This window comes from Vibrio rotiferianus CAIM 577 = LMG 21460 (assembly GCF_002741985.1).
Taxonomy (GTDB): Bacteria; Pseudomonadota; Gammaproteobacteria; order Enterobacterales; family Vibrionaceae; genus Vibrio; species Vibrio rotiferianus.
The window spans coordinates 68,097-89,744 of record NZ_APHW01000002.1 but is presented as its reverse complement, the minus strand read 5'-3'; the positions used below and the strand labels follow the sequence as shown (position 1 = coordinate 89,744).

The following is a 21,648-nucleotide window of genomic DNA, read 5'->3' as shown; positions in this document are numbered from 1 at the left end:
ACATAAGCTGAGTCTACATTACCTCGTAAATCACTAGGATTTACTCGCTCCTCATTGCTCATTGGTTCACAACTGGCTTAACCAGTGCGACGCATTATACAGATCACACTTTAGGATGCAAGAGCTGAGTGAAAAATAATCGAATAAAATCCAACCACTCGAAATATCCAAAAGTTCTGCCGCCGCCATAAACAAAAAGGACGCCGTAGCGTCCTTTTTTAAACAGGAATGATAATAGCGCTGGCTATTACTTCTTGCTTGATAGTGCACCGAAACGCTTGTTGAAGCGATCAACACGGCCGCCTGTATCAACGATACGTTGCTTACCAGTGTAGAATGGGTGACACTTGTCACATACGTCTAGGTGGATAGATTCCTTCGCTAGAGTAGATTTAAACTCAAAAGAGTTGCCGCAAGAACAAGTAGCAGTTACTGCTTTGTATTCTGGGTGGATACCAGCTTTCATGGGATAACCTCAATAGTAGGCCGTGTCGCTATACGAATCTATGCCGCACACCACACGTAATTAATATCAAAAATGCGATACCGCATCGACCAATTGCCGAAGCCATATCTCAAGGCGCAGTATAGTAATGAATCACCTTGCTAGGATCAACACATTTGGCAACTTTTTCGCCACTTTTTTCACCAGCACTTATATATAGAGGACTTTCTCTTACCTTATTTGAGGATTACTCGAATTCCACCGAAGGTTTTAATAGACTATACCCTCTTCTTCCCTCTTTTATATAGTTAAGATTCTATGCGCCCATCCATCGCTAGAGTGGCACTACCGGTACCACTCGACAAACAGTTTGATTACATCATTCCCGGGCATCTCTTTCCGCTCATTGGAGGAAGGGTGTCTGTTCCTTTCGGCCGTCAGACCCTTGTCGGCATAGTCACTGCGATGGTGAACCATTCTGATTTTCCTAAAGAGCAACTGAAACCAATCAAAGCAGTTTTAGACGCCCAACCTCTATGGCCAGAGAAACTATACTCCTTACTTACTTGGTGTAGTCAGTTTTACCAATACCCTCTCGGAGATACATTACACAACGCGATGCCCACTGCACTGCGTAAAGGTAAACCTGCAGACTTTGCTACGCTGCAAGAGTGGAAGATCACTACATCGGGTAAAGATAAGCTGATGCAAGGTTTAGGGCGCGCAGTCAAACAACAGCGTGCTTTGCAGATGTTAGTTAATGGCTCAGTTCCGCATCAAGAGTTTATTGATCATGAAATTGGGTCTAGCGTACTTAAATCTTTAGAAGAGAAAGGCTGGGTCGAACGCATAGAGAAGAAGCCAAAAATCACTAAGTGGGGCCAACAAGTCGAGTGCGACGTTGAGAAGCCAAAACTCAACCATGAACAGGCGCTGGCTATTGCAAGCGTAAACAGTCAAACCGGTTTTGCCTGCTATTTATTAGAGGGCGTAACCGGCTCAGGTAAAACCGAAGTCTACTTGAACCTCATTAAGCCAGTGCTTGAGCAAGGTAAACAAGCATTAGTTTTGGTGCCAGAGATAGGTTTAACACCACAAACTATCAACCGCTTTAAACATCGCTTTAATGTTCCCGTTGATGTGATCCATTCTGGGCTAAATGATACCGAGCGGCTGAATGCTTGGCTTTCTGCACGGGACAAAGCCGCCGGCATCATTATTGGTACCCGCTCTGCCCTGCTAACGCCTTTCGCCAATCTCGGCATTATTATCGTCGATGAAGAGCACGACTCGTCTTATAAACAGCAAGATAGCCTGCGCTATCACGCGCGTGATGTTGCGGTTATGCGCGCACATAAAGAGCAAGTGCCTATTGTGCTTGGTTCAGCAACGCCTGCATTAGAAACACTGCATAATGCACTCACTGGTAAGTATCATCATTTAACTCTGACTCAACGTGCTGGCTCTGCTGTACCAACGACGAATAAAGTACTCGATGTAAAAGGCCTCTATTTAGATAGTGGATTATCCGCGCCTTTGATTGCAGAAATGCGCAAACACCTAAAAGCAGGCAATCAAGTCATGTTGTTCTTAAACCGCCGAGGCTTTTCACCAGCATTGATGTGCCATGAATGTGGCTGGATTGCGGAATGTAAACGTTGTGATGCTTACTACACCTTCCATCAATACAGCAATGAGATTCGCTGTCATCACTGCGGCTCACAGCAACCTGTGATTCATCAATGCCAAGGGTGTGGCTCGACACAGTTAGTGACTGTGGGCGTAGGCACGGAACAGCTCGAGTTACAATTGACAGATCTATTTCCCGAATACAAAGCCATTCGTATTGATAGAGATAGCACTCGCCGCAAAGGCAGCCTAGAGGATGCGCTCGAGTCGATTCGTAAAGGCGAATACCAAATTTTAATCGGCACTCAAATGCTAGCAAAAGGCCACCACTTCCCTAACGTGACACTTGTTGCGCTGCTAGATGTGGATGGCTCTTTATATAGTAGTGACTTCCGAGCATCAGAGCGTTTAGCACAGTTATTCATTCAGGTCGCCGGGCGCGCTGGTCGAGCAAGTAAGCCGGGAGAAGTGATACTGCAAACCCACCATCCAGAACATAGTTTGCTACAGGCGCTGCTGCAAAAAGACTACCGACACTTTGCCATGACCGCATTGGAAGAGCGTAAACTCGCCCAACTGCCACCATATAGCTTCTTGACCTTATTTAAAGCAGAAGCGAACCAAAGCGAAGTGGTTGAAGACTTTTTACGCCAAGTGCGTTTTACCCTTGAATCACACCCACTATTCGATGATTCCTGCATGGTATTGGGGCCGACGCCATCACCGTTAGCAAAACGTGCGGGTAAGTATCGATGGCAATTATTACTACAAACCCAGCATCGCTCATTGATGCAAAAGTTATTAACCAGTGCGAAACCTGCTATTGAGTTGTTGCCAAATGCCAAGAAAGTGCGCTGGAATTTAGACATAGAACCACAAGATCTCAGCTAGCAAACGTTTAACTATGTAATGAATTACCGTCTTATGTGATGAAAATCACAATCGCATTGCAATTTTTGTTAATCAGGCCGTAACTTTCACTTTAGAAATGAATAGACTATCCAAATTAGCAAAGTCTAAAGTGGATCAATCACATAGGCTGATATTAGAACAATGACAAACGTCATCTGGCAATCAATTGAGAGGGTATAAACTATGGCGACAATGAAGGATGTTGCCCAGCTTGCTGGAGTCTCTACCGCAACCGTGTCGCGAGCTCTGATGAATCCGGAAAAAGTATCATCATCGACACGAAAAAGAGTAGAAGATGCTGTGCTTGAAGCTGGCTACTCACCGAATTCATTAGCACGCAACTTACGTAGAAATGAATCAAAAACCATTGTCACTATAGTTCCCGACATCTGCGATCCGTACTTTTCTGAAATCATTCGTGGTATCGAAGATGCAGCAATGGAACATGGCTACCTAGTCCTACTGGGCGACAGTGGTCAACAGAAAAAACGAGAAAGCTCATTTGTAAACCTCGTCTTTACCAAACAAGCTGATGGCATGCTACTGCTAGGCACCGATTTACCATTCGATGTCAGCAAGCCAGAACAGAAAAACTTACCGCCTATGGTGATGGCTTGTGAGTTTGCTCCTGAGCTAGAACTGCCAACCGTACACATTGATAACCTAACCTCTGCTTTTGAAGCTGTGAACTACCTAACTCAATTAGGCCATAAGCGTATCGCTCAAATCTCTGGTCCAGAGAGTGCTGCACTATGCCAATTCCGTCAGCAGGGTTACCAACAGGCGTTACGTCGTGCGGGCATTACTAAAGAAGCACAATACAGTATCGTTACTGACTTCACCTTTGAAGGCGGTGCACAAGCAATCCGTAAATTACTCGAACTACCAGAGCCACCTACCGCTATATTCTGTCATTGTGACACCATGGCTATTGGTGCGATCCAAGAAGCAAAACGCCTAGGATTGAGAGTTCCACAAGACATCTCAATTGTTGGGTTTGACGATATCCAATTTGCTCAGTACTGCGATCCACCGTTAACTACCATCTCTCAACCTCGTTATGAGATCGGCCGCCAAGCCATGCTAATGATGCTAGAGCTGTTAAAAGGTCATGATGTACACTCCGGCTCTCGCTTACTTGAGACCAAGCTTGTTGTTCGAGGTAGTGCTGCTCCACCACCATTACGCTGATAACTAACTAGCCACTCTAGCATCGCTAAAGTGGCCAGTTTCCTGCACGTAGCTAACAAGATTACATTGTCAGGGTGTTTTCTCTCCTCGTTCTGGATTACCATACTGTCAGAATCCTTGATGACCTGAAGTTACCGTGGCAAATAGAGATTATGTACGACGTGGTCGTGGCACGCCGAAAAAATCAACCAAGAAACAACCATCACGAAAAAAACCTTGGCGTAGTGGCCTACTAGCTGTCTTGCTTGTGGGGGGGGCTTTGGCTATGGCTTATACCTACTCAGTACCGATCCTGAGCCAGAAAAGCCAGTAGCGAAACAAGAGCCGGTGAAGACAAGCAAGCCGAAACCAAAGAAAGAACTTCCACCTCCTCCTGAGGAAAAGTGGGAATATGTCGAGTCTTTACCTAGCCGTGAAGTCGAAGTTGTCGCGAAAGAAATTGAAGTCTCAAAGATCCCTTACATAATGCAATGCGGGGCGTATAAGACTCAGGCTCAAGCGGAAGACCGCAAGCTAGCGATCGCTTTCCAAGGAATCTCTAGCCAAATACGCAAGAAAGAAGGCAGCTCTTGGTACCGTGTCGTACTAGGACCGTACAAATTCAAACGTGATGCTGAAAAGGATCGCCACAAGTTGCAACGAGCGAAGATCGAGCCCTGCGCAATTTGGAAAGAAACTTTATAAGTCTGACTAAACATTAAATCTAAAGACCAACTGAGAGATCAGTTGGTCTTTTCTTTTACCGAGGTCCCTACTCGCTCTCTTCCTCGTTCAAAACGACAAATCATAATGTCTACAAAGGAAAAACGACTTCCCCTTGAATCCCGAATCCCTTCCCCCCCCATATAATGATTAAATCCAAAGAGAAATAATTAAGAGGTCGACTGTGACTACTATTGTATCTGTACGTCGAAACAACAAAGTCGTCATCGCGGGTGATGGCCAAGTATCATTAGGCAATACGGTAATGAAAGGCAATGCACGTAAAGTCCGTCGCCTGTACAACAATCAAGTACTTGCAGGTTTTGCCGGTGGTACTGCCGATGCTTTCACTCTATTCGAGCGTTTTGAAAGTAAGTTGCAAATGCATCAAGGCCACCTAACTAAAGCAGCCGTTGAACTAGCTAAAGATTGGCGTAGCGACCGAGCTCTTCGAAAACTAGAAGCGCTGCTGGCTGTAGCCGATGAAACCGCTTCACTGATCATCACAGGTAATGGTGATGTGGTTCAGCCAGAAAATGACTTGATCGCGATTGGCTCAGGTGGTGCATACGCACAAGCGGCAGCCACTGCACTATTAGAAAACACAGACCTAGATGCTCGCGAAATCGCAGAAAAAGCATTGAACATTGCAGGCGACATCTGTGTATTCACCAACCATCATCACACTGTAGAAGAACTAGAATCTACAGCAGAACTTCCTAAGCCTACGGCTTAAGCGTAATCGTAACGAAGTAAGGAAAGAATATGTCTGAAATGACTCCTCGCGAAATCGTTCATGAACTGAACCGCCACATCATTGGTCAAGACAAAGCAAAACGTTCGGTTGCGATTGCACTGCGTAACCGCTGGCGTCGCATGCAACTTGAAGAAAGCTTGCGTGTAGAAGTAACACCAAAAAACATCCTAATGATTGGTCCAACTGGTGTGGGTAAAACTGAGATTGCTCGTCGTCTTGCAAAACTGGCTAACGCGCCGTTTATCAAAGTAGAAGCGACCAAGTTCACCGAAGTTGGCTACGTGGGTAAAGAAGTGGAAACCATTATCCGCGACCTAACAGATGTTGCCGTAAAGATGACCCACCAGCAAGCAATGGAAAAAGTTAAGTTCCGTGCAGAGGAGCTGGCTGAAGAGCGTATTCTTGACGCCCTACTGCCACCAGCTCGTGATGCTTGGGGTCAAGCTGAACAAACTGAAGACAGCTCAAACACTCGTCAAATTTTCCGTAAAAAACTCCGTGAAGGTAAGTTAGACGATAAAGAGATCGAAATCGACGTAGCTGCGCCACAAATGGGTGTGGAAATCATGGCTCCTCCAGGTATGGAAGAGATGACCAACCAACTGCAGGGCATGTTCCAAAACCTAGCTGGTGACACCAAGAAAAAGCGTAAGCTGAAAATCAAAGACGCAATGAAAGCGTTGGCGGAAGAAGAAGCGGCGAAACTGGTAAACCAAGAAGAACTGAAAGAATCTGCGATCTTCAACGTAGAGAACAACGGCATCGTATTTATCGACGAAATCGATAAGATTTGTAAGCGCGGTGAGAGCTCTGGCCCTGACGTGTCTCGTGAAGGTGTTCAACGTGATCTACTACCTCTGATCGAAGGTAGCACAGTATCAACCAAGCACGGTATGGTGAAAACAGATCATATCCTGTTTGTTGCTTCAGGTGCATTCCAAGTGGCAAAACCTTCTGATTTAATCCCAGAGCTACAAGGTCGTCTACCTATTCGTGTTGAGCTTGAAGCGCTAACTAGCAACGATTTCAAACGCATCCTAACTGAACCGAAAGCGTCTCTAACTGAGCAATACATTGCACTAATGAAGACAGAAGACGTGGACGTCGAGTTCACTGAAGATGGCATCACGCAAATCGCGGAAGCGGCATGGACAGTAAACGAAACCACTGAGAACATTGGTGCTCGCCGTCTACACACTGTGATGGAACGTCTGATGGATGAGATTTCTTACGATGCGACGGAAAAAGCCGGTGAGAAATTCGTCATCAACGCGGCATACGTGAAAGACCGCCTAGGCGATACGATTGAAGATGAAGATCTAAGTCGCTTCATTCTTTAACTAGCACTCTATAGAGTTCAAAGCCCAGAACCTTGTTTCTGGGCTTTTTCGTTCTGAATGACCGTTACTTTAGCGAGCTCTAGACCAAAAGAGTTCATCATCCTAGCGAGCTCAAGCGAGACTAAGGATCTAATAACAACATTCGCCGTCCCCTTCTCTTTCCAAGAAAGAGCGCTATTTTATTCCCTCAAATATGGAAACTGTGTTCCTTCTCCGTAACCCTTTGACTCTTAATTGAGTTGCGTCAGGTCAATAGCGTAACGGGCGCTTTGTGCTTATACTGGGCACATTGGTTACTAGCACGAAATATCCATGAAACAATCTTTACAGATCTGGCTTGAAGCCGCTCGTCCAAAAACATTACCACTGGCACTGGTATCGATTCTTACTGGGAGCGTACTCGCGTATTCTGCGGGGCACTTTTCTCTGACGATCGCTATCATGGCATTTGTCACTGCCACGCTACTGCAAATTTTGTCTAACCTAGCGAACGATTATGGTGATGCTGTGCAAGGCACAGATAACGACAATCGCTTAGGTCCTCAGCGCGCGATGCAGTCTGGTGCAGTAACCGCAGACCAAATGAAGAAAGCGATCATCTTCAACATCATCCTGACTGCTATTGCAGGCTTAACTTTGGTGTTTTATGCCCTAAGCTCTTTTGAAAGTATCCTTACTTTTATCGGGTTAGGTATTCTTGCCATCCTAGCGGCAATTGCTTACACCATGGGCAGCAAGCCATACGGCTATGTTGGCTTGGGGGATCTCTCAGTATTCTTATTCTTTGGTTTACTTGGGGTCTCGGGGACGTACTTCCTTCACACTGGTCATGTGGATGCCACACTTTTCCTACCAGCGTTAGGTTGTGGCCTGCTAGCGGTTGCGGTACTGAACATCAACAACATGCGCGATATTGAAAACGACAGTGAATGCGGCAAACGCACCATGGCGGTTCGACTTGGCCAACGTAAAGCGAAGCAATACCACTTTATTTTGCTTGGCTCTGCCCTCGTAGCTTTTGCAAGCTATTTACTGATTCAAGGCAAGCCAGTTTGGATCAGCCTGCCATTTCTTGTCAGTGTGTATGTAGTCGCGCAGCACGGTAGAGCAGTATGGCAAACGCAGCAACCAGCACAAATTGCACCGATGATGCCCGTTGTCGTCAAATGCTCTCTGGTAACTAACGTTTTGTTTGCAACAATTGTGGTAGCTCAAACTCTCGTGAGTTAAAAAAGGAATGTCATTGCATTGACTTAATGCCTCTATATACTCAAAGACAACAGTTTCTGTTTAGAAAGGCACGCTATGGAATACAATACCTCAGCACTCTGTGATATCTATCTTGATCAGGTAGATGTGGTTGAACCGATGTTCAGTAACTTTGGTGGTCGCGCATCCTTCGCAGGACAAGTGACAACGATTAAGTGTTTTGAAGACAACACTCTGATCCGCGAAACGTTAGAGCAAGATGGTATCGGGCGAGTATTGTTGATTGATGGTGGCGGCTCTCTACGCAGAGCATTAATCGATGCAGAAATCGCAACACTAGCCGAAGAGAATGAGTGGGAAGGGATTGTCGTTTACGGGTGTGTCCGCGAAGTGGATGAGCTTGAAGACATGAATCTAGGCATTCAAGCACTAGCCTCTATTCCTGTTGGTGCAGCTAACCAAGGTATCGGTGAAATTGACGTACCAGTGAACTTTGGCGGAGTCAGCTTCCTACCAGAAGATTACATCTACGCAGACAGCACTGGCATCATTCTTTCACCAGAGCCGCTCAACATTGATCTTGAACTAGATGCGGATGACGAAGAACAAGAGTTAAGTTAGCCAGCCTCAAATACACAAACACCCGCACATGGCGGGTGTTTTTGAATCTGGATACAGAGTGGATTATTCCACTTCGTCCATCTTGCCAAGTAGTGCACGAATGCGCTCTTGCCATTGTGCGTGCTCTTGTTGAGCCTGCTGAGATTTTTGCTCAAGTTCTTCACGTTGTGAACGAAGCTCAGTCGCTTCAGTTTCAAGCTTTGCTTTGTCTTCTTTCAGCTCTTCAACTTCCATTTGAAGAAGAGTGATTGTGTCAACTGCAGTTTGAATTTTCGCTTCTAGTTTTTCTAGTACTTCAAAAGACATCTGGGCCTACCTTGATTATTCGGTTGGGATGAATCGTCATCGTTCATCTAATATAGCTTCATTCTACTCAGCGTAGCGTTCAGAAACACTTACTATATTCGATCTTTCGCATCATTCGGTTAAAAAATCAACGCAATCTCACTAAACCTTGACTTTTCTTATCTACGAAGCATTTTTGCTCCTCTTTATTGCCCATGATGAGCGCTAAAAGTCACTCTACATTGATCAAATTCAACTTAGATAGAGTTAAAGCTCAGCAAAAAGGCAAACGTTTACTTTGTGGTGTGATAGAATCGCCGCGCAAATTCTTCTTCCCCTGTTACTTGGAGACATCATGAAACGCGATTTAGCAATGGCATTTTCCCGTGTTACTGAAGGTGCAGCACTAGCTGGTTACAAATGGCTAGGCCGTGGCGACAAAAATGCAGCCGACGGTGCGGCTGTTGAGGTAATGCGCACCCTACTGAATAAAACAGACATCAGCGGTGAAATCGTTATTGGTGAAGGTGAGATCGATGATGCACCAATGCTCTACATCGGAGAACAAGTTGGTTGTGGTGGCGATGAAGTGGATATCGCAGTAGACCCAATCGAAGGCACCCGCATGACAGCGATGGGCCAATCGAACGCACTTGCTGTATTAGCTGCGGGCGAGAAAGGCAGCTTCTTGAAAGCGCCTGACATGTACATGGAGAAATTAGTTGTAGGCCCTAGCGCAAAAGGCGTTATCGACCTTGGCAAGCCACTCAAAGAAAACCTAGAAAACGTTGCTAAAGCACTGAACAAGTCTCTTGATACTCTTGTTGTCATTACTCTTGCTAAACCTCGTCACGATGACGTGATCGCAGAGATGCAAGCAATGGGTGTTCGCGTATTCGCAGTGCCAGATGGTGATGTAGCCGCTTCTATCTTAACGTGTATGCCAGACAGCGAAGTAGACGTAATGTACTGCATCGGTGGTGCGCCAGAAGGCGTCGTATCAGCTGCGGTTATCCGCGCGCTAGACGGTGACATGCACGGTCGCCTTCTTCCTCGCCACGAAGTAAAAGGTGATACGGAAGAAAACCGCATCTACGGCGCAGCAGAGCTTCAGCGCTGTGAAGAAATGGGTGTTAAAGCCAATGTCATTCTAAAAATGGAGGACATGGCGCGCAGCGACAACGTTGTGTTCTCAGCAACAGGCATCACTAAGGGTGACCTACTAGAAGGCATCTCTCGCCAAGGCAACATCGCAACGACAGAAACTCTATTGATCCGCGGCCGCTGTCGCACTATCCGCCGTATCAAATCTACGCACTACTTAGAGCGTAAAGATCCTGAAGTGCGAGATATTATTCTTTAAGCATTGTTCGAGGCTCCCACTCACTCTGAGTTGGAGCCTTTCTTTCCTTGTAAGTCATTCTAGCGAGCCTCAGCAAGACTAAGAATCTAGTTCCAGCAAGCTCTTAACCTTTACTCCTACCCCAGACCACAGAATCAACGGATAATAGATTCTGAATCACACTCGTTCCTCGTTGTTCAGAGTGACGATATATATTTGTTCGCATGAACATAGGTCCGACAAATCCCCACTCAAATTAAGTCAACACTTTTCTTTACTAACCCTATCGCGCATAATATGTACGGATGTATAAAGGTGGGTATATGAAGACCGTAGATAGGATTTTGCAAATCGTTAAGCGTGACGGATCTGTCACAGCAAAACAACTCTCTTCTGAGCTGGGTATGACGACCATGGGTGCGCGTCAGCATCTGCAAGGCTTGGAAGATGACGGGATCCTGTCAACGTATGATATGAAAGTGAAAGTTGGTCGCCCAACTCGCCATTGGTCTTTGACACAAAAAGGTCACGAGCAATTTGCTGACCGACATGGCGAGCTCACCATTCAGTTTATCGAAGCGGTTGAACACATTTTTGGCAAAGACGGCCTCGACAAAGTGACCTCAGAGCGAGAAAAGCTTACCCAGCAGAACTATCAACAGCACATCGAACAATGTGATTCACTAGAAAGCAAGCTTAGAACGCTAGTGTCTCTTCGTGAACAAGAAGGGTATATGGCGGAGCTTGAACAAGATGAACACGGCTTTATTCTTATTGAAAACCATTGCCCTATCTGCAAAGCAGCCACTCGTTGCCCGAGTTTGTGCTCATCTGAACTCAATGTCTTTCAATCTCTACTGGGTGACAATACCACCATAGAACGAACCGAACACATCATCAGTGGTCAACGACGTTGTGTATATCGCATCTACCAGTAAATGAACTCAATACACCTCAAACACAACCTGTCTTAAAACTGAGACCATCTAAACGTTCCCACTAACAATAGCCAGAACTGAATTACGCTTACTTTACTATCATTAAAAATGTTCCAGATGGAATTGGAAGTAAAGTTATGCCAAATACAGTTAAGACTCAGCACTTACCGCCCTTCGACGAAATGGTGAGAATGGCGGAGAAAGATCCAGAAGCGTTTGAACAATTTCGTCATGATATGGCAAAAGAAATGATCAATTCTGCGTCGAATCAGATGCAAGACCGACTATGGGCTCAGCAAAGCCATATTGATCGTGTGATTGATAATTGTAAGAACCCCAATCATACCAACGTCGTTCTGATGAACGAGCTACAGAAGCAAATGGTGAAGTTTAGAGAGGCACTAGAGGGAGATGGTGAGCCATCGCAAAAGGCAGATGTGGTTGAGCTAATCGCATTTAAAGGCCGAAGTGATTTTTACTGAACACTACTGGATATATCGAGAAAGTTAGGGTTAGATTCTCTCACTAATTCTAACTTCCACTCTCGCTTCCATTGCTTCAGTTGTTTTTCACGACTAATTGCAATCGATATGTCTTCAAACAACTCAAAGTAGACGAGCTTGTGCACATTATATTTCTTGGTAAAACCTTCTACTATGCCGTTTTTATGCTGCCATATTCTTTGCGGCAACTGACTGGTAACACCAATGTAGAGAACAACGTTGTTGTTTGAAGTTAGGATATAGACACAAGGTACCTTGTCGATAGCTCTTTCTCCTTAATGATCTACGGTTACTTTTCCACTGTAATTCACTAGATCGGTCTGTTTACTCCAAATTCGGAGCACTCGGTGAGTAGATTCTGAATCACGCTCGTTCCTCGCTGTTCAGAATGACGGTTAATTTAACTTTCTATTAAATAAGAGGAATCAGTCATTCTAGCGAGCCTCAGCGAGACTAAGAATCTACGTTCAACGAGTACGATACCTAAGGCTCTTACTCCGGCTCAGGTCCGTATTTGTTCTGGCCAGAGGTACCTTTCAAGAAACCACACTCGACAAGGATCCACAAACCACAGATCAATGATATCGAAGCAATTAGCATTTGTGGTGTTGAAGCTTCTTGCGCTGCAGGGTTGGTCATTGGCGTTGCGACTCGTCCAATAATCAAAGGAATGTTTAACGCCAACCAATAGATAGATTTATCGCGATCATGCCAACGTTTCGTTGTAATCGCCAAATCAGGGATCAGCAGAATCATTAAAAACACTGGCAATAAGATGTAAGAAAACGCCGGGAATAGCTTACTGATGCCAGCGCCAAACCCAAGAATCAGGATGTAATAAATAATATTCCACACCCAATACGTTTTACGACCTATACGCCCTTGGAAAGAAAACAATAACTCTTTAATCGACATCGACACACTCAACATATTGAAAACGCGACCAGATTTAGCCGCATCAAATAAAACTAGTGAGGTTAATTTACCACCTTCTGGAAGCAATCAATATCCATATCTCGAACATTCACCGTCAAACTGCGCACATGACTCGCTTGCTCTTGTAAAACGACCATCAACGCTCTTGAGAGCTCACGTTTTTGCTCGGCACTTCTACCAGCCAGCAAATCAAAGTTGATATGAATGAAATCGACACTATCGCCCTCTTCTCCTACGAGCCAGTTGTGGCAGCGTAAAGCTCGAGATTTCACAGATGCTAACTCAAATAATCCGCTATCAAGCGTGACTTTATGTAGATCTTCCAATAACCCCTGAACATTCACTCGCTCATCCACCGAGTTGGAATATTCTAAAACTAAGTTTGGCATTTTGATTCCTTTCTTGTTACGGCTAACTTTTAGCCCACAGTAATACCAATCTAGGCAGCATTTTCCGAGGAATGAACTATCATTCTGTCTACGCGATCACCAATCGATTGCTTTTGACAAAAATAACAGAACTAATGCAGCACCGACCAGATGAAGAAAGCCGAATAAGACATGACGCCAATCATGATCTGTTCACATTATTCTGTTATATTCCTACGTAGATTTTTTACATTAATTGAAATAAATATGGAGATATTCCTATGCGTCGTCCTGTAGTGATGGGTAACTGGAAACTAAACGGTAGCAAAGCAATGGTAACTGAGCTGCTAACTGGTCTTAATGCTGAGCTTGAAGGCGTTGAAGGTGTTGACGTAGCAGTAGCTCCACCAGCACTTTACATCGACCTTGCTGAGCGTGTAATCGCAGAAGGCGGTAACAAGATCATCCTTGGTGCACAAAACACTGACCTAAACAACAGCGGTGCATTCACTGGCGATATGTCTCCAGAAATGCTGAAAGACTTCGGTGCATCTCACATCATCATCGGTCACTCAGAGCGTCGTGAATACCACAACGAATCTGACGAGTTCATCGCGAAGAAGTTCAACTTCCTAAAAGAAAACGGTCTAACTCCTGTTTTCTGTATCGGTGAATCTGAAGCTCAAAACGAAGCTGGCGAAACTGAAGCAGTTTGTGCACGTCAAATCAACGCAGTTATCGACACTTACGGTGTTGAAGCTCTAAACGGCGCGATCATCGCTTACGAACCAATCTGGGCTATCGGTACAGGTAAAGCAGCAACAGCTGAAGATGCACAACGCATCCACGCTTCTATCCGCGCACTAATCGCAGCGAAAGACGAAGCAGTTGCAGCACAAGTTATCATCCAATACGGCGGTTCTGTTAAGCCAGAAAACGCAGAAGCTTACTTCTCACAACCAGACATCGACGGTGCTCTAGTTGGTGGTGCTTCTCTAGACGCTAAGAGCTTCGCAGCAATCGCTAAAGCAGCGGCAGCAGCTAAAGCTTAATTGTTCCGATAAGATATAAAAAACCGACGCCATCTGCGTCGGTTTTTTTATGTTCAAATTACAATGTAATTCATATGTAAAATTGAGTTGGAGCTATAGTCTTGTGATCTTGATACTAGCTAACTAGACGAGTTCTTGCTATCCATGCAACATCAGACAAACTATCAGAGGGAGCAAAACCTGTCGGGGTCATCAACAGGGCATCCCAAACCTCTTTTAAATCCCCACGCTCACAGGAGAGAACAAGCTTCTCTAATATCTCGTCAAATTCATTGACCGTTATCGACATCTCACTAGCGGACATAATTCTTGAGTGTGCTGTAGGTTTCACATTGTCCCCTATCAGCAGTTCCTCATAGAGCTTTTCACCAGGCCTCAAGCCAGTATATAAAATTTCAATATCACCTTCTGGATTATCTCGACTTCGAACATCTCTACCACTCAAGTGAATCAAATTTTCCGCAAGCTGGCTGATTTTTACAGGATGCCCCATATCAAGAACGAAAACATCTCCCCCCTCTCCCATAGATCCAGCTTGTATAACTAACTGAGCAGCTTCGGGAATTGTCATAAAATAGCGGGTAATATCCGGGTGAGTTACCGTAACAGGCCCTCCATTTTCTATCTGCTTTTTAAATAGTGGGATGACTGACCCAGATGAACCAAGAACATTGCCAAATCGAACCATACAAAATCGAGTACATTGTTCCGCTTTTGATGCTGCTTGTTGAGATAAAGCTTGTAGACCCAGCTCTGCAAGCCGTTTTGTTGTCCCCATTACATTAGTGGGACGAACAGCTTTATCCGTAGAAATCAAAACAAACGAGTCTACACCGCACTGTATCGCTGCCAATGCTGTTTGATAGGTTCCGTGAACGTTATTCAGAATCCCTTCGGCTACATTGTACTCAACTAAAGGGACATGTTTGTACGCTGCAGCATGGTAAACCGTATTAACATTAAATGATTTGAACACCTCCACCAATCGACTATATGTTTGAACATTTCCGAGGATTGGCACCAATTCAATACCATGTTTTATGGCTTCCGGGCGGAGTTCCTGTTCTATGTTATATAGGGCAAACTCAGAACGTTCGAATAAAACTAACCGACTCGGAGATTGTTGGACGATTTGACGACACAACTCAGAACCGATAGATCCTCCCGCCCCAGTTACCAAAACCGTTAGCCCTGCAATATTCGCACGTAAAAGCTCTTGATTGGGAACCACTGGGTCACGCCCTAGTAGATCATCAACAGAGACCTCTTTTAACTGGTCGATGGCAAAAGAGCCATTTAACAGATCATCTAAGTTAGGAATAGTAAGAACTTCACATTGCTGCTCAGCTAAATACTCAATTATCTCTCTTCTTTCTGAGCGTGTTGCAGATGGTATTGCTAAAAGAACCTTTCGAACTCCGTACTTACCTTGTAGACACGAGAGTTGGTTACGTGGATAAACAGTCAGCCCTTGTACAATACTTTTATGCAGAGTGCGATTATCATCCATCAAAGCCACAGCTTTGTATTCACTACCTTGTTTAATTAAATTAACTAACTGCCTTCCAGCTGCACCAGCCCCATAAACAATAACCTTTTCTCGGCCACTCACATTTGTTCGCCCAATATAGCTGCGCATCACCATTCGAGATCCACCAGAAAGCGCTATCAGGTAAGTTAAGTAGATAATCGGAACGGATCGAGGCAAAAACGCTTGAAAATAATAAGCGAGTAAAACCAAAGTAAGGGCTGAAATGGTTGAGGAAACACTGACAACTATAACCGCATTCGCGCTCATATAGCGAAGAATGGCTCGATATAGTCCACTGCGAATAAATACAACTACAGTAAATAAAATTAAGCCAGCTAAAACGTACCAATGCTCTTTTGTTGGCGAGAAATCTCTCACCTCACTCATTCGTGTATAAAAAGCCGCCCAATAAGCAACAAATATAAAAGTACTGTCAGCAGCAACACTGATCAACCTTTTCGTCGGGCGAGAAAAATTTAATAGTCGATTTATCATGAGTTAGTTATTTTCAAAGCAAAATCAATTGAATACATGCGTTACAAGTCGCTTATTTTTGTGCTTTCATAAGTACTTCTTTTAACACTGCAACCGTTGTATCTAACTCTGCTTCATTTAAAGTAGGATGAACTAAAAACATCAAGCTGGTCTCGCCAAGCTCTTTTGCATTTTCCAAGCGCTTATTAGGTCGCCAAGAGGTTCCGTCAAACGCTTTCTCTAAATAAACTTCCGAACAACTCCCTTGATATACTGGCACTCCTTTACTATTCATTTCGTTAACTATACGGTCTCGGCTCCAACCTTTGGCCAAGTTTTGAGGTTGAACAAAAAGGTAATGTTTGTATTCCGCATGAATCATGTAGCTAGGCACATTCACGACACGAACAACGTTAAATAAACTTGCTACATCATCAATTCGTTTGGCGTTACTCTGTCGTCGCTCGCTCCAGTCTGGCATCCTCGTCAGCTGAATACGCCCAATCACGGCTTGAATCTCAGTCATTCTCCAGTTCGTGCCGAAGCTCTCGTGCAGCCAACGAAAGCCAGCGGGGTGCTCTCGGTTATAAACGGCATCGTAACTTTTGCCGTGATCTTTATACGCCCACATTTTGGACCAAAGGCTCTTATCATTCGTCGTCACCATGCCACCTTCACCGCCAGTCGTCATGATCTTATCCTGACAAAAAGACCATGCACCGACATGGCCAATTGAACCGACACTTCGACCTTTATACTTTGCACCGTGTGCTTGGGCACAGTCTTCAATGACATAGAAACCATGTTGCTCTGACAGTGCCATAATCGCATCCATCTCAGCTGGCATTCCCGCCAAGTGGACTACAATTACAGCTTTCGTTTTGTCGGTTAAAACTGCACTAATCGACTCTGCAGTTATTGCTTGGCTATTGACGTCAACATCAGCAAAAACAGGAGACGCGCCGCTCGTAACAATCGATGACGCTGTCGCTAAAAAAGTACGCGGAGTTGTAATGACCTCATCTCCGACACCAATATCTAACGCCTTTAATGCTAAATCGAGAGCAAGAGTGCCATTTGCCAATGCAACTGCATATTGGCAGTCTGCCCATAGAGCAAACTCCTTTTCGAATTGACGGCATTCATCACCCGTCCAGTAATTGACTTTGTTGGAGAGCAAGGTTGAACTGACAGCATCGGCTTCTTCTTGTGAGAATGAAGGCCATGGAGAAAAAGACGTATTTAACACTGAAACACCTAGATTTTATGTAATGATATTAAAGGAGTGGTTTAGCTGGATTTCCTACGACCGTTTCGAAGTCAGTGATATCTGAAACAACCACCGATCCGGCGCCGACAACAACACCTCGCCCAACAGCAATAAGTTGTTTGACCTTGCATCCAATGCCTAACCATGAGCCCTCGCCGACTTGAACCCCACCTGCAAGGTTCACGCCAGGTGAAACATGAACACCGTTAGCAAGAATACAGTCATGATCCACGGTTGCTCCTGTGTTAATGATATTCGCATCTCCAATATAAGAGAAAGCATTCACAACACTATTCGCCATTACCACCGTACCAATACCTATTTTTGCATAACGACTAATCACAGCAGAAGGGTGTATTAAGGTAACAAGTGTCGCACCCATCGCCACCAAATGATTCTGTTTAATCAATCTCACTTCGTTATTTCCGATAGCCACAACAACCGCATCAAATTTTGATACATCCTTCAATAAATCTTCAGTAGTACCAACAACGTTCCAATGTTCTAGTTGATTCAACACAGGAAAACGATCATCGAAAAAAACGATGTTCTCATAACCATTTAACTCAGCAACTTCCGCAACAACTTTGCCATGCCCACTTGCACCGAGAATCGCAATCTTAGTCATCATGGTTTCCTTTGAATGGCTCGACAGTGACATGTCCTTCAGCGGAAATTCCATCCTTAACCAGCACTTTCTTCACTGTTAGGAAAAGTACTTTCAAGTCAAGCCACAGAGATCTGTTATCCACATACCAAACATCAAGTTTGAACTTCTCACCCCAGCTGATCGCATTTCTTCCGTTGATTTGAGCCCACCCAGTAATACCAGGACGAACCTCATGCCGGCGAGCTTGTTCAGCATTATACAAGGGCAAATAATCCATCAGCAGTGGCCTCGGACCAACTAAGCTCATATCCCCTTTTAACACATTCCACAACTCTGGCAGTTCATCCAAGCTCGAATTTCTTAACTTAAGCCCAAAGTCTGTTATTCGCTCAGCGTCTGGTAGTGGATTACCTTCTTCATCAAAAGCATCTCGCATGCTCCGAAACTTGAACATTCGAAATGGCTTCCCATTCAGACCAGGCCGAGTCTGGGAAAAAATAGCCGGGGTGCCTAGGTTCTTGCGCACCTTTATAAAGAGCAAAATAATTATTGGTGAGAGCAAAATTAAAGCCGCTGACGATGCAATTAGATCGAATAACCTTTTCATCACCTTATCGCCTCATTCATGTAAACACCTTTCACTTGATCAATAACCTTAGATTCTTCAAAGCGAGAGCAAATCAAATCTTGTCCGACTTTGCCCATAGTTTCTCTAAGAGACTCATTATCCACAAGCTCTTGGATAGCGACTTGCCACCCCTCAACATCATTAAGCTCAACAAGAATGCCTGCCCCACTCTGTAGTAAGTCACTGTTTCCTCTTATATTCGATGCAATTACAGGCTTTCCAACGCTCATCGCCTCCATAACACATCGAGGTAAACCTTCTTGTTTTGAACTTAGCACCAATACATCAGAAGCCGATAAAAGACGTTTTACATCCGTTCTATATCCCAAGAACAAAATATGCTCATTCAGCTTCAATTGACGACTAAGTTGCTCCAGCTCGGTCAACAAAGGACCACTTCCGACGACCACATACTTTACATTGCCGAGCGCCTCAGTCTTTTTCATCTTAGCCAATGCTTCAAACATGACACTATGGTGTTTTCTTGGTATCAACTCAGCAACATGGAGCAGCATTACTTCTCCATCCTGAATACCAAGTTCATCTCGTAAAACCTTTCGGTCTTCAACAGAGAAAGTAAAGTATTCCATGTCAACGCCGATACCATCAATTTTACTGACTTTGGACGCGATGTGCTTTTCGGTAGCGAAACGGTAGTCTTCCTCATTAATCACAAATAAATGATCGGTTAGTAAACCAGCACATTTTTCTGCCAAATAATAAATCGCATTCTTCCAAAAAGGATTTCCTTTCACATAGTGAAAGCCATGAGCCGTGTAGAAAAGCTTCGTGTTACCGACCCCTATCGATGCAATGCGCGTTAAGAATGATGCTATTGGTGTATGGACATGCACAACGTCATAGCGCTCTCGCTTTAAAAGATTCCGAATTTCAACCAATGATTGAATTAACGCGCGAACTTTGAAAGGGTTTCTGCAAAAACCAATTTCATAGTATTTGTCATGAGCATTTTGTACATCAGGAAACTGCTCGATTCCCTCTGCAGCCGCATCGACTTGCCAACCAAGATCGCGAAATTCTCTCGCGAAGGGCAATAAAAATGCGTTAATCGTGGTTGCTACGGTGGCAACTTGAAGTACTTTCATAACGTTCGATAAGTTCCTTAATGATTTTGTAGAAACCGCATTCATCAAGAATAGAGTCCCACGTGAATCGCTTAGCTTGAGCCTCATTCAAAATAAATCTACCAAGCTCAACGTTATTTAATTCAATAGCAGAATCAAGATCGAGAAAATCGTATCCGGTTGACATTGAATGCTCGCGAATCCACTGATAGTTGTTCGATATAACTGGAATCCCAGCAACCAAATACTCGATAACTTTTGTCGCGGTTTGCCTATTTAATGGATATTCATCAGGAACGATGTTCAAACCAAAACGGGACCTAGACAAGCAATCATAAACCACCTCTCGACTACAAACCCCTAAATAGTGCACATCATGCTTAGCAAATAGCTCTTGATCCTGTTCACTGGCGTTACCACCAACAACAAGTTGGTATCCTTTACTTGCTAGATGAAGTATCGCGTCCGAAACCCCTTCTCGATTACTTATCGAACCAAAGTAGCAAATATCGTAATCTTTTTTATCTGATAACTTTCTAATATCTAAAAGAGAGGACTCCGCTCCCATATCTCTATAAAAAGTAGGGATCCCCGAAGAAAAGAAGTAAGTACTTTCCACATAAGAATTGAGAAACGAAAGGTAGTCAGGTTTTGCGCTAAAAAACGATTTCACGATATTTTTTAAAGAAACAAATCGCCCGGTGCTTATCGTATGATACTCATGAACTTCAAGAGAGTCGTTTGCAACTCTTTGTGTAAGGAAACCTCCGAAGCGATAGTAAACTTTACAGTGTATTTGTTTTGCCTGTTTCAAATCATCTGCGATACAGGTAGTGATACCTTTTTTATGAAGGTACGCTCTATACGCATAAATTTCAGGCAAAAATGCTCGGCCTGTTTTAACAAAACACACATCTATCATTGTATTACTTAGCTCTTATCAACAACTTCGTTGATTCTCCTAGCTACCTCTTCTAAATTATGCCGCTTTAATATGTCGACATTAGGAAACGTTTTTCCACTCGTTGTAGAAAAATTAAGTGAAGAAAGATCGAGGTTCTCAAGACTTAACTTGCCTGGATAATATTTGAAGTTTCTATAATATTTTAATATTTGATAGCTACAAGCCTTATTACACCAAGCAATAATATTCATATTAGCTTGCATGGCTTCAATCAACACGAGCGGATAACCTTCATAATTACTAGAAAACAGATAGTTCTCAGATAGAGATGTCCAATCAGGATGCGAATAAAAGAAATCAATATTTGCAGTTTCTATCGCTAACCTATCTCTCTCATTAGGTTGGTCATAAGAAGCGATGGCAACTTTCTTGCCACTTTTAGCTAGTTTAGCAAGAACATCAAGTACTTCAGGCCATTTCTTTTGATAGCTCAACCCGCCAGACCACACTAAGTCATAGTTATGGTTACTACGCTTGGGCATCCCTTCACACTGAGAAACACCGTTGAGTAATGGGTTATATATTACAATTGAATCACCTTTAATAAATTTCTTTCTATTTTTTTTGCAATAATCATCCAAGCATATCGTTTTTACATTCAATATCTTTGTTATATATAATCTGAAAAAAAAATAGAATCTTCTAAGCTTAGTTTTAACTTCATGTTTTAGCATTTGCGACATGACGAAATGCTCGACATTAAAAACTTTAACATTATGATTAAACAATCTAAAAATAAGGCAATACTTAAAAGCCAATGCAATATTATGAAAAAATACTGTGTCTATTTTTTTGTTAAAACACAACTTAAATATTTGAATTGAGCTTGGATTTATCAAAAACTCTGATTCTAAAC

The 21,648-nt window shown here is 43.8% G+C and carries 22 protein-coding genes and 1 pseudogene; 11 read left to right on the top strand and 12 right to left on the bottom strand.

Annotated features, from left to right (window positions below):
- Nucleotides 1-247: 247 nt before the first annotated feature.
- Nucleotides 248-466: a 50S ribosomal protein L31 gene (gene rpmE / locus B853_RS01150; RefSeq protein ID WP_010445294.1), complete on the bottom strand. Its 219-nt coding sequence runs from the start codon at nt 464-466 to the stop codon at nt 248-250.
- Between the two features lie 297 nt (nt 467-763).
- Between rpmE and priA the strand changes: the two genes are divergently transcribed.
- From priA to rraA, 7 genes and pseudogenes are all read left to right on the top strand, one after another.
- Nucleotides 764-2,965 (top strand): primosomal protein N', encoded by a 2,202-nt coding sequence (gene priA / locus B853_RS01140; RefSeq protein WP_038885364.1) that lies wholly within the window; start codon nt 764-766, stop codon nt 2,963-2,965.
- Nucleotides 2,966-3,169: 204 nt separating this feature from the next.
- On the top strand, nt 3,170-4,177 hold the full coding sequence (gene cytR, locus B853_RS01135; protein WP_038885365.1) for a DNA-binding transcriptional regulator CytR: 1,008 nt from the start codon (nt 3,170-3,172) through the stop codon (nt 4,175-4,177).
- 136 nt (nt 4,178-4,313) lie between these two features.
- Nucleotides 4,314-4,861 (top strand): annotated as a pseudogene (ftsN, locus tag B853_RS01130) (cell division protein FtsN).
- A 202-nt stretch (nt 4,862-5,063) separates the two neighbouring features.
- Nucleotides 5,064-5,615, top strand: coding sequence for an ATP-dependent protease subunit HslV (hslV, locus tag B853_RS01125; RefSeq protein ID WP_009698878.1), 552 nt, complete (start codon nt 5,064-5,066; stop codon nt 5,613-5,615).
- 29 nt (nt 5,616-5,644) lie between these two features.
- Entirely contained in the window at nt 5,645-6,976 is a 1,332-nt protein-coding gene (hslU, locus tag B853_RS01120) for an ATP-dependent protease ATPase subunit HslU (protein WP_010445268.1), read from the top strand.
- A gap of 312 nt (nt 6,977-7,288) precedes the next feature.
- A complete protein-coding gene (locus tag B853_RS01115) occupies nt 7,289-8,206 on the top strand; it encodes a 1,4-dihydroxy-2-naphthoate polyprenyltransferase (protein WP_010445265.1) in 918 nt (305 codons plus the stop codon).
- Between the two features lie 75 nt (nt 8,207-8,281).
- Nucleotides 8,282-8,806, top strand: a complete 525-nt coding sequence (gene rraA / locus B853_RS01110) for a ribonuclease E activity regulator RraA (protein WP_010445263.1) — start codon at nt 8,282-8,284, stop codon at nt 8,804-8,806.
- A 63-nt stretch (nt 8,807-8,869) separates the two neighbouring features.
- Here rraA and zapB read toward each other — a convergent pair whose 3' ends face one another.
- On the bottom strand, nt 8,870-9,112 hold the full coding sequence (gene zapB / locus B853_RS01105) for a cell division protein ZapB (RefSeq protein ID WP_010445262.1): 243 nt from the start codon (nt 9,110-9,112) through the stop codon (nt 8,870-8,872).
- 334 nt (nt 9,113-9,446) lie between these two features.
- Between zapB and glpX the strand changes: the two genes are divergently transcribed.
- The 3 genes from glpX to B853_RS01090 all read left to right on the top strand — a co-directional run bounded on the left by glpX (nt 9,447) and on the right by B853_RS01090 (nt 11,853).
- Complete coding sequence (gene glpX, locus B853_RS01100; protein WP_038885367.1) at nt 9,447-10,454, top strand: class II fructose-bisphosphatase; 1,008 nt, start codon at nt 9,447-9,449, stop codon at nt 10,452-10,454.
- A gap of 302 nt (nt 10,455-10,756) precedes the next feature.
- Complete coding sequence (locus B853_RS01095; protein WP_010445258.1) at nt 10,757-11,371, top strand: helix-turn-helix transcriptional regulator; 615 nt, start codon at nt 10,757-10,759, stop codon at nt 11,369-11,371.
- Nucleotides 11,372-11,508: 137 nt separating this feature from the next.
- A complete protein-coding gene (locus tag B853_RS01090) occupies nt 11,509-11,853 on the top strand; it encodes a DUF3135 domain-containing protein (protein WP_038885368.1) in 345 nt (114 codons plus the stop codon).
- On the opposite strand, the gene B853_RS01085 is transcribed toward B853_RS01090, so the two are convergent.
- The 3 genes from B853_RS01085 to B853_RS01075 all read right to left on the bottom strand — a co-directional run bounded on the left by B853_RS01085 (nt 11,847) and on the right by B853_RS01075 (nt 13,199).
- A complete protein-coding gene (locus B853_RS01085) occupies nt 11,847-12,113 on the bottom strand; it encodes a GIY-YIG nuclease family protein (protein WP_346243144.1) in 267 nt (88 codons plus the stop codon). The two genes, B853_RS01090 and B853_RS01085, sit on opposite strands and share 7 nt — an antisense overlap.
- 253 nt (nt 12,114-12,366) lie before the next feature.
- Nucleotides 12,367-12,789, bottom strand: a complete 423-nt coding sequence (locus B853_RS01080; protein WP_038885378.1) for a DUF805 domain-containing protein — start codon at nt 12,787-12,789, stop codon at nt 12,367-12,369.
- A gap of 62 nt (nt 12,790-12,851) precedes the next feature.
- The gene (locus B853_RS01075) at nt 12,852-13,199 is read right to left on the bottom strand and encodes a 5-carboxymethyl-2-hydroxymuconate Delta-isomerase (RefSeq protein WP_010445253.1); all 348 of its coding nucleotides are present in this window, start codon (nt 13,197-13,199) and stop codon (nt 12,852-12,854) included.
- A 260-nt stretch (nt 13,200-13,459) separates the two neighbouring features.
- On the opposite strand from B853_RS01075, the gene tpiA reads away from it, so the two are divergent.
- A complete protein-coding gene (gene tpiA / locus B853_RS01070) occupies nt 13,460-14,230 on the top strand; it encodes a triose-phosphate isomerase (protein ID WP_010445251.1) in 771 nt (256 codons plus the stop codon).
- A 115-nt stretch (nt 14,231-14,345) separates the two neighbouring features.
- On the opposite strand, the gene B853_RS01065 is transcribed toward tpiA, so the two are convergent.
- From B853_RS01065 to B853_RS01035, 7 genes are read right to left on the bottom strand one after another with little or no spacing between them, the layout of a single operon-like run.
- On the bottom strand, nt 14,346-16,256 hold the full coding sequence (locus B853_RS01065; RefSeq protein ID WP_038885372.1) for a polysaccharide biosynthesis protein: 1,911 nt from the start codon (nt 16,254-16,256) through the stop codon (nt 14,346-14,348).
- 52 nt (nt 16,257-16,308) lie between these two features.
- Nucleotides 16,309-17,484, bottom strand: coding sequence for a DegT/DnrJ/EryC1/StrS family aminotransferase (locus tag B853_RS01060; RefSeq protein ID WP_010445248.1), 1,176 nt, complete (start codon nt 17,482-17,484; stop codon nt 16,309-16,311).
- Between the two features lie 28 nt (nt 17,485-17,512).
- Nucleotides 17,513-18,133, bottom strand: coding sequence for an acetyltransferase (locus B853_RS01055; RefSeq protein ID WP_010445246.1), 621 nt, complete (start codon nt 18,131-18,133; stop codon nt 17,513-17,515).
- A complete protein-coding gene (locus B853_RS01050; protein WP_038885373.1) occupies nt 18,126-18,722 on the bottom strand; it encodes a sugar transferase in 597 nt (198 codons plus the stop codon). The genes B853_RS01055 and B853_RS01050 overlap by 8 nt, the downstream gene beginning before the upstream one ends.
- Complete coding sequence (locus B853_RS01045; RefSeq protein WP_227741917.1) at nt 18,722-19,894, bottom strand: glycosyltransferase family 4 protein; 1,173 nt, start codon at nt 19,892-19,894, stop codon at nt 18,722-18,724. The genes B853_RS01050 and B853_RS01045 overlap by 1 nt, the downstream gene beginning before the upstream one ends.
- The gene (locus B853_RS01040; RefSeq protein ID WP_038885375.1) at nt 19,809-20,750 is read right to left on the bottom strand and encodes a glycosyltransferase family protein; all 942 of its coding nucleotides are present in this window, start codon (nt 20,748-20,750) and stop codon (nt 19,809-19,811) included. The genes B853_RS01045 and B853_RS01040 overlap by 86 nt, the downstream gene beginning before the upstream one ends.
- 8 nt (nt 20,751-20,758) lie before the next feature.
- On the bottom strand, nt 20,759-21,475 hold the full coding sequence (locus tag B853_RS01035; protein ID WP_249027386.1) for a glycosyltransferase family protein: 717 nt from the start codon (nt 21,473-21,475) through the stop codon (nt 20,759-20,761).
- Nucleotides 21,476-21,648 lie beyond the last annotated feature (173 nt).